The sequence below is a fragment of the Maribacter halichondriae genome, assembly GCF_027474825.1.
Classification (GTDB): domain Bacteria; phylum Bacteroidota; class Bacteroidia; order Flavobacteriales; family Flavobacteriaceae; genus Meishania; species Meishania halichondriae.
The window spans coordinates 4,325,085-4,337,565 of record NZ_CP107030.1 but is presented as its reverse complement, the minus strand read 5'-3'; the positions used below and the strand labels follow the sequence as shown (position 1 = coordinate 4,337,565).

General features: G+C 42.3%; 11 protein-coding genes and 1 pseudogene. 4 read left to right on the top strand and 8 right to left on the bottom strand.

Features of this window, described 5'->3' with window-relative positions; all coding sequences use genetic code 11:
- Positions 1–24 precede the first annotated feature (24 nt).
- Genes N8A86_RS20340 through N8A86_RS20330 form a run of 3 tightly spaced genes read left to right on the top strand, consistent with a single transcriptional unit; the run spans position 25 to position 2,271 of the window.
- Positions 25–657: an NAD(P)H-dependent oxidoreductase gene (locus N8A86_RS20340; RefSeq protein WP_273567042.1), complete on the top strand. Its 633-nt coding sequence runs from the start codon at positions 25–27 to the stop codon at positions 655–657.
- 42 nt (positions 658–699) lie between these two features.
- Positions 700–1,890 (top strand): DegT/DnrJ/EryC1/StrS family aminotransferase, encoded by a 1,191-nt coding sequence (locus N8A86_RS20335; protein ID WP_273567041.1) that lies wholly within the window; start codon positions 700–702, stop codon positions 1,888–1,890.
- A 3-nt stretch (positions 1,891–1,893) separates the two neighbouring features.
- Positions 1,894–2,271 (top strand): nuclear transport factor 2 family protein, encoded by a 378-nt coding sequence (locus tag N8A86_RS20330; protein WP_273567040.1) that lies wholly within the window; start codon positions 1,894–1,896, stop codon positions 2,269–2,271.
- A 62-nt stretch (positions 2,272–2,333) separates the two neighbouring features.
- Here the strand turns inward: N8A86_RS20330 and ribB are convergent, their stop codons facing one another.
- The 8 genes and pseudogenes from ribB to N8A86_RS20290 form a co-directional block, all read right to left on the bottom strand.
- Positions 2,334–3,464: a 3,4-dihydroxy-2-butanone-4-phosphate synthase gene (gene ribB / locus N8A86_RS20325; protein ID WP_273567039.1), complete on the bottom strand. Its 1,131-nt coding sequence runs from the start codon at positions 3,462–3,464 to the stop codon at positions 2,334–2,336.
- Positions 3,382–4,926, bottom strand: coding sequence for an LptF/LptG family permease (locus N8A86_RS20320; RefSeq protein WP_430682210.1), 1,545 nt, complete (start codon positions 4,924–4,926; stop codon positions 3,382–3,384). The genes ribB and N8A86_RS20320 overlap by 83 nt, the downstream gene beginning before the upstream one ends.
- Before the next feature lie 75 nt (positions 4,927–5,001).
- Positions 5,002–5,646: an outer membrane lipoprotein periplasmic chaperone LolA1 gene (gene lolA1 / locus N8A86_RS20315; RefSeq protein ID WP_273567037.1), complete on the bottom strand. Its 645-nt coding sequence runs from the start codon at positions 5,644–5,646 to the stop codon at positions 5,002–5,004.
- A 5-nt stretch (positions 5,647–5,651) separates the two neighbouring features.
- On the bottom strand, positions 5,652–8,021 hold the full coding sequence (locus tag N8A86_RS20310; RefSeq protein WP_273567036.1) for an FtsK/SpoIIIE family DNA translocase: 2,370 nt from the start codon (positions 8,019–8,021) through the stop codon (positions 5,652–5,654).
- 62 nt (positions 8,022–8,083) lie between these two features.
- On the bottom strand, positions 8,084–8,449 hold the full coding sequence (locus N8A86_RS20305) for a diacylglycerol kinase (protein ID WP_273567035.1): 366 nt from the start codon (positions 8,447–8,449) through the stop codon (positions 8,084–8,086).
- Entirely contained in the window at positions 8,442–8,948 is a 507-nt protein-coding gene (gene tpx / locus N8A86_RS20300) for a thiol peroxidase (protein WP_273567034.1), read from the bottom strand. Before tpx ends, N8A86_RS20305 begins: the two co-directional genes overlap by 8 nt.
- 106 nt (positions 8,949–9,054) lie before the next feature.
- Entirely contained in the window at positions 9,055–10,548 is a 1,494-nt protein-coding gene (gene nhaC / locus N8A86_RS20295) for a Na+/H+ antiporter NhaC (protein ID WP_273567033.1), read from the bottom strand.
- 74 nt (positions 10,549–10,622) lie between these two features.
- Positions 10,623–11,842 (bottom strand): annotated as a pseudogene (locus N8A86_RS20290) (aminotransferase class I/II-fold pyridoxal phosphate-dependent enzyme).
- Positions 11,843–11,992: 150 nt separating this feature from the next.
- Between N8A86_RS20290 and N8A86_RS20285 the strand changes: the two are divergent.
- Positions 11,993–12,454 carry an Lrp/AsnC family transcriptional regulator gene (locus N8A86_RS20285; RefSeq protein ID WP_273567032.1) on the top strand — a complete coding sequence of 154 codons (462 nt, stop codon included), beginning with the start codon at positions 11,993–11,995 and terminating at the stop codon, positions 12,452–12,454.
- Positions 12,455–12,481 lie beyond the last annotated feature (27 nt).

The window sequence follows — 12,481 nt, the reverse complement described above, 5'->3', positions numbered from 1 at the left end:
GCGAGAATCTAAAAAGTTATGAAGATGGATGTAATAGAACAGATGAATTGGCGCTATGCCGTTAAAAAATTCGATTCTGAAAAAATACTTCACGATGAAAAGGTAGAAAGACTGAAGGAAGCCTTCAACCTTACCGCAACTTCATATGGGCTTCAACCTGTAACTTTACTGGTCATTCAAAACAAGGAATTACAGTCGACTTTGGTTCCCCATTCTTATGAACAACAGCAAGTCGCCCAGGCATCCCATGTGTTGGTCATTTGTATTCAGCGGAAAGTTGATGAGGATTATATTGCTAAATATTTCGAACAGGTTGGAAAAGTTCGCGGAACAAGTGATGCCATTTTAGATCCTTTTAAAGAAGCCTTAATCGATAATTTTTCCGAAAAAGAGGAAGATGAGATTAAGCATTGGGCTACCAATCAGGGCTATTTGGCAATGGGCAATTTGCTTACCGTCTGTGCGCTCGAAAAAATAGATTCTTGTCCCATGGAAGGCTTTGAACCAGAAGCTTACGACAACATCTTGAAATTAGAAGAAAGAGGACTTACCTCGATATTAGTGTTACCGGTAGGCTATCGAGCAGAAGACGATATGTTCTCGGGATTCAAAAAAGTGAGAAAGAATATGAGCGAAAGCGTCATAGAAATTAAATGAAAATAGATAGTTTCCATAAACCATAAACCATAAACCTAAAAAATGCCTGGATTCGAACTTTTCGGAGATAAAGAAAGAGCACAAGTACAGGAAGTCATGGATACAGGAGTCTTGATGCGCTATGGATTTGATGGCATGCGAGGCGGTCAATGGAAGGCACTTGAGCTGGAAAAAGCCTTGGAATCCAAAATGCAGGTAAAACATGCCCAAGTGGTCAGTAGTGGTACGGCTGCTTTAACTGTCGCCTTGGTAAGTGCCGGAATAGGGGCGGGTGACGAGGTAATCATGCCCACATTTACATTCGTTGCCAGTTTTGAATCCGTTTTAGCTTTGGGCGCCGTGCCGATATTGGTAGATGTAGACGATACATTGACGTTAAATCCCAAAGCTGTTGAAAATGCAATTACCCAAAGAACTAAAGTGGTAATGCCCGTGCACATGTGCGGATCAATGGCCGATTTGAAAGCCTTGAAATCTATTTGTGAAAAATATAATCTCCTTTTGTTGGAGGATGCCTGTCAGGCCATTGGAGGTACTTTCGAAGGAAAACCGCTTGGTAGTTATGGAGATTTAGGTTGTTTTTCCTTTGACTATGTAAAAACCATTACCTGCGGGGAAGGAGGTGCTGTGATTACAAACCATGAAGAATATAAATTAAACGCGGACCATTATTCAGATCATGGCCATGACCATATCGGAAAGGATAGGGGAGCGGAAGGCCACCCTTTTCTAGGATATAACTTTCGAATTTCCGAACTCCACGCTGCGGTAGGCCTTGCACAACTTGAGCGCTTGGACGAGTTTTTGGCGATTCAAAAAAGAAATTATTCTATTTTAAGGGAAGCATTGGAAGGAGTTGATGGGGTCACTTTCAGAAGAGTCCCAAAAGGGGGAGAAGAGAACTGTGCTTTTCTAAATTTTTTCCTTCCTGATGAATTATCGGCCAAGAAAGCCCATAAAGCACTAGGGGAAAACGGCGTGGACGGCTGTTTTTACTGGTATGACAATAATTGGCACTATTATCGAAAATGGGAACATTTGACCGACCGGAAATCGTTGGGCAACTTACCAAAAGAAGTTTTAAACGGGTTGCAAGATTTTTCAAAAATCGATTTTTCCAAGTCTGATCATTGGGTAGGGCGAAATATATCCTGTTTGATAAAATTGGGTTGGAGTGAAATTGAAGTAAGGGAAAGGGCAAGAAAAATAGTTAATGTGATAGAAAGTTGCTGAATAATGTCTTTAGAGGAAAATAAAAAAAATGCCATAGCCTTTTATAAAATGGCGTACGAAGGCAACCCATCAAAGGCGGTCGAGCTTTATGTCGGTTCGGAATACATTCAGCATAACCCTGATGTAGTGGACGGCATACAGGGTTTTATAGACTATTTTGAACGGATGCAAAAAGAATACGCCGAGAAGTCTATCGAGTTTGTGCGATGCATCGCCGAGGGTGATCTTGTAGCCCTACATACGCATCAAACTTGGCCCGACTTTGACGAATATGTTACCATGGACTTTTTTCGTTTTGATGAAAATGGAAAAATAGTGGAGCATTGGGATGCCATTCAACAGATTCCTAAAAATTCGAATAATCCGAATGCGATGTACTGAAAAAATAGGGTATAGCCAATATTTGTAGGGGTGCCTAAGACTTCATCCAAATAGCTCGAATTTTAATACGCTACGTATTCCACGATTTCAAGTCCATAACCCACAATGCCGACACGTTTGGTCTGTGATCCGTTCGTGAGCAATCTCATTTTTGAGATATCCAGATCATGCAGTATTTGGGCACCGATTCCAAAATCCTTGGCATCCATATCTATTTTTGGGGCTTTATGAATGCCCTGCTTTTGTAACTCTTTCAATTCAGACAAACGGGATAACAAGTTCAATGATTCGGAATCTTGATTGATAAAAACGATGGCACCTTTGCCCTCAGTACTGATGGCAGCAAACATATCCTCCAATTTTTGGTTCGGATCATTGGTCAACGTGCCTAAAATATCATTGTTCACCAAGGTGGAATTGATACGGGTCAAGACCTTTTCATCTTTTTTCCAGCTTCCTTTGGTCAAAGCGATATGAACGTGATTATTGGTTGTCTGTTTATACGCACGAAGCCTAAATTTTCCGAAACGACTGGTAATCTCAAAATCTTCTTTCTTTTCGATGAGGCTATCGTGCTCCATGCGATAGGCAATCAAGTCTTCGATGGAAACAATTTTAAGATTGAACTTTTTGGCTACTTCGAGAAGTTCGGGTAGGCGTGCCATGGATCCATCTTCATTCATGATCTCTACAATGATTCCTGCAGGCTGGAGCCCGGCAAGTCTTGCAAAATCGATGGCAGCTTCGGTATGACCGGTTCTTCTAAGTACACCTCCTTCTTTGGCGACCAAGGGAAAAATATGCCCGGGTCGCATCAAATCATGTGATTTCGTTTCTGGATCGGTCAATGCACAAACCGTCTTAGCGCGATCGGAGGCGGAAATTCCGGTGGTAACGCCATTTCCTCTCAAATCAACGGATACGGTAAATGCGGTTTCAAGGGGGTCGGTATTGTTGTTGACCATCATGTGGAGCCCAAGTTCGCGACACCTTCCCTCGGTCAATGGGGCGCAAATCAATCCTCGGCCATGCTTGGCCATAAAGTTGACCGTTTCTGGTGTTGCCAATTCCGCAGCGGCCAAAAAGTCGCCTTCGTTCTCGCGATTCTCGTCATCGACAACAATGATTACCTTTCCTTGTCGAATATCGGCAATGGCTTCTTCTATAGTATTCAATTGTGTGCGCTTCTCCATACTTAAAATCATGTCGTAGTGGCTTTGCTCTTTTTTTGAAAAATTCCTTGATCCGATCGAATGCGTTTCCTATGCTCATTAATCCTTTGTCAGCCGTTGCCCGTTTGGTCAGGACGATGCCTAACGGCAACATGATCAATGTAGGAAGCCACGCACCAAAGATAGGGTGTATGTTGTTTTCCACGGCATAGTTCTTCGCAAATACCCCAACAAAATAATAAACTAGAAACAGAATTATCGCAATGACCATAGGCAATCCAAGACCACCTTTTCGAATAATCGCACCTAAGGGCGCCCCGACAAAAAACAGGACAACACATGAAAGTGCAAGGGCAAATTTGGCATGCAGGGAATAAATATGCAGGTTGTAGATTTTATATCTTCGGTCGATTTCGTCTTTTTTGGCCTTTACAGATGTTAAGACATTGGTGGCGTTGTTCTTGGCTGAATTCAATATCTGGATTCGTTGCCAGTCTTGAAAAAGCTCAAGAATATCATCGAAGGATTTAAGTGGTAATGAATCCTTTTTAACACCATCCTTGTCATATTTAGTTATCCCAATTTCTCGTAAACTATCTACCCGCATCATTTCCCTTTGCTTTTTCGTGATGAAACTGTCAACGGGTGCTACCGGCACAAAAGCACCTATACGGTTATTGATATTTTTGGAAAAAGCGCCGACCACCCTCAGGTTATCATTTTTTAGGGAATCGATATCCTTATTCAAACGAGAAACATTTTTCATTTTATCGGTACTAATGTTTCTGTCCTCTTCCAAATCCATATCCATTTCAGGGATCTCGATATTCATTCGATAAATCTCAAATTTGGCCTTGGCGAAAGGTTCTTTCAGCTTGTCCTTGTTTTTTTGGGTCTCGATATCCTCATAATAATGTCCGTCCCTCAAAACCAACTGAATGATATCGCTGTCTTCGCTACTGATCAATTCCCCGGTTTTTGCTTTAATGACCGTATTGTTTACTTTTAGATTAGTCTTTTGATGAATGGTCACTTTTCGTAAGAATCTGTCCTTGTCCCCGTATTTTTCATCTACTTTAATACTCATGCCTTCAAAATCACTAAAAACACCTTCTTCAATGGCGGCAGCGGGTTTTACCTGGGCGATATTGCGGCGCATGTTATAGATTTTCTGCTCGGAAACAGGTATGATGCTATTGGCGAAATAAAAGGTTACCCCACCTAGGATCAGTACGAAGACAATAATACTAAACATAGCGCGTCTTAGGGAAATTCCGGAGGCCTTCATGGCCGCGAACTCGTAATTCTCCGCAAATGTACCAAATGTCAGAATAGAGGAAAGAATGACCGTAAGCGGTAACACTTTTTCGGTAAGTTCGGGCATTTTGTAGAAAAAGAATTTTCCGATGACGAGCATATCGAGGCCCTTACCGGCCAAATCATCCATAAACAGCCAGATAGCCTGAAATATGAAGATGAACATCAAAATGACAAAGGCACTGAAAAAATTGAATAGAAATCTCGATAAAATATATCGGTCAAGGAGTTTCAAAGTGTGTTAATTTCTTATGATATAGTACCCGTCGTCTTTGTACTTGTTCTCATCAAAAGTAAATAAGGTTTTTGATAAAGGTTGATTTGTTTTAAAAGAATTAACAGTAATTGTCGTCGTCGTTCCGTTATTACCTGTCTCGATTAATTTGTAGATATGCTTGGTCTCGGCATCGATACCAATTAATCTGGATTTTACCTCAGTATTAGAATCAATGGGGGTCAATTTTACATACTGAATTTTCCTTCCATTTACGGTCTGTAAAATATCCCATTCGTAATTGTGTCCTTCTCGGTAAAAGGTCAACATTCTAGAGGGTGTCAACGTATTGTCGTCCTCGGATTTATTCTCAATGGTAACTTCTTCATTTTCGGGCACAATGGTGTAGACCTTGTTGCCATCGTACATTTGGGTGGCCCCGAAAAAATTACCAAGATATTTGTCTCCTTCCATGGTTACATCACCTCGGGTTTCTTGGTTGATATCGGCTTCGGTATTATTCAGTACATATTTGAAATCGACAACGATATTATCGTAGCTTTTTACTTTGTTGTATACCTCGTCCAATAGCGCCTTTGCCTTGTCCGAGTTCTGTGCGATTGAGGGCATTGAAGTGCTTAATGCCAATATAAAAAGTGAAATTTTCTTCATTATGTTCAATTTAGTTCGTTGTTCAATAATTGGTCTAAGGATGTCAAATCAGGCACAAGTACCTGTCTGGCCTTACTGCCTTCAAAAGGCCCCACGATGCCGGCAGCTTCTAATTGGTCGACGATTCGCCCCGCACGGTTGTAACCCAACTTCAACTTTCGTTGTATCAAGGATGCCGAACCTTGCTGCGCTGTCACGATGACCTCGGCGGCTTCCCGGAACTTCGCGTCCCTATCCGATATATCATAATCAAGACTTGTGCCAGAGTCTTCGCCAATATATTCGGGTAATTCATAGGCTTCGGGATAGGCTCTTTGACTGCCGATATATTCGGTGATTTTTGCTACTTCAGGTGTGTCGACAAAGGCACACTGTAGTCGTGTCACATCGTTTCCTTGGGTGAACAGCATATCGCCGCGCCCGATCAACTGGTCCGCGCCTTGGGTATCTAAAATGGTCCTGGAGTCGATTTTCGAGGTTACCCTAAAAGCGATTCGTGCCGGAAAGTTGGCCTTGATAATACCTGTGATAACATTGACCGAAGGTCTCTGGGTGGCAATTATCAAATGGATTCCAATAGCTCTTGCCAATTGTGCCAAGCGTGCAATCGGAGTTTCCACTTCTTTTCCTGCGGTCATGATCAAATCGGCAAATTCATCGATGACCAATATAATATAGGGCAAAAACTTGTGTCCGTCATTCGGATTTAGCTTTCTGGATTTGAACTTGGCATTGTACTCCTTGATATTCCGCACCATGGCCACTTTGAGGAGTTCGTAGCGATTGTCCATTTCTATACATAGGGAATTCAATGTATGGATAACCTTGGTATTATCGGTAATAATCGCCTCATCGACATCGGGTAGTTTGGCCAAGAAATGACGTTCGATTTTATTGTAAAGCGTAAGCTCTACCTTTTTGGGATCGACCAGTATAAACTTTACCTCGGCGGGATGCTTTTTATAAAGGAGGGAGGTCAGTACCGCATTTAGCCCTACGGATTTACCTTGACCCGTCGCACCCGCCATCAACATATGTGGCATTTTGGCCAGATCAACAACAAAGGTTTCGTTGCTTATAGTCTTACCAAAGGCAATGGGAAGTTGCATCTCCGCTTTTTGGAATTTTGAGGAAGCGATTACGGACCGCATCGAAACGATGGTCGCATTTTTATTCGGTACTTCGATACCAATGGTTCCTTTACCGGGAATTGGCGCAATAATCCGGATGCCCAAAGCCGCCAAAGACAACGCGATGTCATCCTCTAGGTTTTTGATCTTAGAAATTCGAACACCAGCTTCCGGTACAATTTCGTAAAGGGTCACGGTCGGCCCAATAGTCGCTTTGATTTGCGCAATGCCGATTTTGTAGTTACGCAGCGTTTCGACAATTTTGTTTTTGTTCTCTTCGAGCTCTTCCTGGTTGATGGTAATACCACCAGTGGCACCATGTTGATCCAAAAGGTCAATGGGCGGAAACTTGTAATTGCCTAGTTCTAAGGTTGGGTCAAATTCACCAAAGTCTTCTACCAGCTTATCGGCGATATTGTCTTTCTCTTCTTTTTCTACGACTATTTTTTCGACTTCCATGGCAAGGTCGTCTTTAGTCTCTTCCTCAACAGGAGCAGTGACTTCGAATGTATCCTTTACTTCCTCCTCATTTTTTAAGGTCGGAATATCCTTTTTATGGGTGTAGGTGTCGATGACTACCGGTGTTTCATCCTCCGTGCTCAAATCAAATTTAGTAGAGTTTTCCTTGGTTTTACTCTTGAACTCGGAAGCCAAAACAGATGATTTTTTCTGAAAATATCCCGCTATTCCATCTGGTGTAAGTTTAAAAAAGCGAACGAGTATGAAAATCAATCCAAAAAGGAGTAATAAGAAAACACCGATTTTTCCGGTATAATCTTGTAAAAAATCATTCATTTCATAGCCCACTAATCCGCCTAACAAAGGTTTTTCCACAGCGAAGAAACCTAGAGCTATGGAAATCCAGATTATAAAAATCAAACCCCAAATCCACTTTTTTAAAAGTCCGGTCTTAGCTAGACTCATGAACATGTTGAGGCCTGTAACGAAAAGCAGAAATGGAAAAATCAACGAAGCCAAGCCAAATCCTCGATATACAAAGAAATGACTAACATTGGCCCCGAACTTGTTCAGCAGGTTTTCGGCTTCCTTATTGCGATTGGCGAATTCGGTGAGTAAACTTTGGTCATCTTGCCAGGTAAAATAAAATGAGACAAAGGAAAAAAACAATGCGATGCTGAAAAGCATCAAAAGGCTTCCCAGTATAATTTTATTTTGCTTGGATAACTTAAAAGTGCTGCCCTTTTTGGTGGTTTTGGGCTTAGCCTTCCTTACCTTCTTTGCCATTAAATCATCGATTCTGGGGGTAAAAATACAAATTTACTGTCTAAGGCCGGAGCGGCTTCCTTCTAAAAAATTTTTGGAATATAGATTATAAGTCCAACTATTGCCGCCGCCGTGGAAACCAACATAACGGCTCCTGCAGAAACATCCTTTAAGAAGCCTATGCGATCATCGAATTCAGGCTGGCAGAAATCTGCCAATTTTTCAATGGCCGTATTCAAACCTTCAGTGCCTAGAACCATGGCAATGGCCAGAATCTGGACAATCCATTCCATATTCGAGATTTCAAAATAGAAACCCAGTGCAGTGACCAATAAGCCCAGCACCACCTGTACTTTTATACTGGCTTCGGTGCGGATAAGTAGAATCGCTCCTCGCACCGCGTATCGAACAGCTTTTAATCTATTTTTCAGAAAAGACTCCTTAGGCATTTCCTAAAGCTTCAAGTGCCGCGGCATAATTGGGCTCATCGACTGTTTCAGGTACCTGTTCGGTATGAATTATCTTTCCATTGGTATCTAAAACAACGATTGCCCTCGATAGCAATGATTGTAGGGGGCCATCTGTAAATTCCACTTGATAGGATTTTCCAAAACTCCCATCCTTGAAGTCGGAAAGCATTTCAACTTTGTCAATTCCTTCGGCACCACAAAAACGTGCCTGCGCAAAAGGAAGATCTTTTGAGACACAAAGAATTGCAGTATTGTCCAAATCGGCCGCCGCCTTATTGAACTCTCTAGCGGATTTTGCACATGTACCCGTATCAACACTTGGAAAAATATTCAAAACCACTTTTTTTCCGCTGTAATCGGATAATGAAGTGGATGATAAGTCATTTTTAGTCAATTGAAAATCAGGAGCTTTGCCACCTTTTTCGGGTAAATTGCCCAGTGTGTGAATTGCATTGCCCTTAAGTGTTACCGTAGCCATATGAAGTATTTTAAATTCGGCGTGAAATTAGAAAGAATAGCCCAAATTAGGAAGCCTTACCCGAGAAAAGTAACTGAAAAATTCAAAAGGGTTTTACTCTTTTGTTTTATTCGACGACCGATTTATCAGGAGCCAACTGCTTGATTTTGATTTTAAGTGCGGCGAATAATAAGGTCATCATCGGGCTCATCCAATTGAAAATTGCATAAACGAAATATTCACCAACACCCACGCCCAAGACACCGCTATGGTAGGCTCCACAGGTATTCCACGGGATCAAGACTGAGGTCACCGTACCTGAATCTTCTAAAGTTCGACTTAAGTTTTCGGGCGCCAACCCTCTGTCTTTGTATGCTTTAGCGAACATTTTTCCAGGAACGACAATCGCGAGATATTGGTCGGAAGCGGTTACATTCAATGCCAGACAGCTTCCAACAGTACTGGCGAAAAGTCCGAAAGTAGTTTTGGCCATTGAAAGTAAGGCCTTTGTAATTCTCGAAAGCGCTCCGATGCCATCCATAACTCCTCCGAAGACCATTGCACATACTATCAACCAAATAGTGCCGAGCATTCCGGCCATGCCCTTGGCGGTGAATAAATCACTAAGCGCGGCATTGTCAGAAGGAATCGATGTTTGCGTAGTAATCGCCTTCAAAATTCCTTTATAACCCGATTCGAAGGTCAATTCGGAAACCCCCGTGATTCCCGCTACTATTCCTGGTTGAAAAATCAGGGCAAAAACGGCTCCAAGCAGGGTACCAATAAGTAAAGCGGCCAATGGTGGTGTTTTTTTGACAATTAAAAATATGACCGCCAAGGGAACTAAAAATAACCAACCATTAATATTAAAGGTAGCATCGATGGAATCCAATATGGCCGCTGTATCTGCCGATCCGGAAGTATCTATCATAAAACCCATGATGATAAAAACTATCAAGGTTACCGAAATCGTTGGGATAGTGGTAATCGTCATATACTTGATATGGTCGAAAAGTTCGCCTCCGGCCATGGCGGGTGCCAGATTGGTTGTATCGCTCAATGGTGACATCTTATCCCCAAAATAAGCTCCGGAAAGCACAGCTCCTGCGGTCATTCCTAAAGAAATTCCTAAAGCATCACCAATACCGATAAGGGCAATTCCGACCGTGGCGGCTGTTGTCCAGCTACTGCCGGTGGCAATGGAGATAATCGCACAAATAATCACGCAGGCCGCTAAAAATATAGTGGGATTCAAAATCTGCAGTCCGTAGTAGATCATCGCGGGAATAATTCCACTGATCAACCAAGTGCCGGCCAATGCACCGACCATTAATAGGATAAGGAGCGCACCCGTAGTGGACTTCACATTTTCGGCCACTTCGGCCAGCATTTGTTTGTAGGTTACCTTATTGAAAAACCCGACTATGGCGGCTACGGCACCTCCTAAAAGTAGAATAAACTGATTGGAACCGCTTATCGCATCGTCTCCGAAGACATAGACATTATAGGCCAACATGCCGACCAGGGCAAACACCGGGATCAAGGCCTCCCAAATGTTCAGTTCTCGATTTTCTACGATGTTTTCTTTCTGACGGAATTTTTTCGAGTCCTTGTCTTTCATGCAAAGCGGGTTTGGTTATCCCGTAATATTACGATTTTGGCAAGGGCTGTGCAAATTGGTCGAGCAGTTTCAAACTAGACCTGAGCGGGAACATCTTTTAGTATGTCCAAATGTGTCATACACGACTTCATCATTTCATAGGTTCGGTGTATATCGTTGTCCAGACCTATTGAGAAACGAATGAGTCCGTCGCCGAGGCCCATGGCTTCCTGTTCTTCCAAAGGAATCTCGGAAGAAGTAGAAGTGCCCGGGGCGCTAAAGAGTGTTTTGTAGAAACCTAGACTTACGGCCAAATAGCCAAGCTTTTTATCCTGCATCATTTCCATGAGGGCATTCGCATTTTCCAAGGAACCAACATCCAGTGTTAGCAATCCACCAAAACCGTATTCGAGATTCATCTGTCGTTTGATCACTTCATGACCGGAATGTGACTTTAGTCCAGGATAAACAACGCGCAACCCATCCTTTTCGAACTTCTGGCCAAGATACATGGCATTTTCACTGTGCTTTTTCATCCGGATATGCAGTGTGCGCATATTTTTTAGGATGGAGGCCGCCCGAAGGCTATCCAAAGTACTTCCCATCAGCATTCCCGCACCATTGTTGACGTCCTTTAGAGCAAGACAAAAATCTTTGGTGCCACAAACGACACCGGCAACACAGTCACTTGTGCCGTTGATGAATTTGGTAAGACTATGGATGATGATATCTGCACCTAACTTCGCGGGAGCAATGGATAACGGAGAAAAGGTATTATCTACCACTAGGGGAGTATTGTGCTTCTTAGCCAATTTGGAAAGTGCTTCTAAATCCGCAATCTCCAAAAGGGGATTACTGACCGATTCGCAATAGATCATTTTGGTATCGGGAGTAATGGCATTTTCGACAATTTCAAGATTCGTAATGTCGACAAAGTCCGTTTTGATGTTGAACTTTTTAAAAAATTCTTCATGAACGCGTAGGTCCCTCCATAAATGGTGCGGCTACTGACAATATGGTCTCCCGCATCGCACAATTGCATGATCACCGCCGAAATTGCCCCCATGCCACTGGCGGTAACATTGGCGGTTTCAGTGCCCTCCATGGCGGCCAAAGCTTCGCCGAGATACAGATTACTAGGGGAGGAGTGCCGACTATAAAGGTAGCAACCTACGGTATTCCCCTCGAACGTATCGAACATGGTTTTTGCCGAAAGAAATGTGTAGGTAGAGGAATCTGAAATCGAAGGGTTCACGCCCCCGTATTCCCCAAAATACTGTAAGTCCTGTAAATTATCCGATGATTTGTAGTCCATAATTGTAGATTTAGACTATAAAATTACCTTTAAATGGATATGTTGTCAATGATTATTTGTATTTATAGAAAATAAAACTATGATAATTACATTATATAGATTATATATTTTAATGTCTTGAATTTCACATCCTAAAAACGAAATTAAATCATGTTGAAACTAGATGCCACCGACAAGAAGTTATTGGCTTTATTGCAGGCCGATAGCAAAAGGACCACAAAGGAATATGCAAATCATTTAGGTCTCTCAGTTACGGCCGTGTATGAGCGGATCAAGCGTCTTGAAAAATCACAGGTCATCACTCGTTATGTTGCCCTTGTGGATAAAAAGAAAGTGGACAAGGCCTTTGTCGTGTTGTGCCACGTAAAATTAGCACAGCATATCAAGGAGTTTGTGATACAATTCGAACGCGAGGTTTTGCAATTACCAGAAGTGGTTGAATGCTACCATATCAGCGGCGACTATGATTATATTTTAAAAATATATGTTACCAACTTGGATGCCTATCGCGAGTTTGTGGTAAATAAGCTCACTGCCATCAAACATATCGGAAGCACACAAAGCTCATTTATTATCAACGAAGTCAAGCATACGACCGCAATCGACCTGTAAAACCGAAAAAATAGTACTAATTTTGTA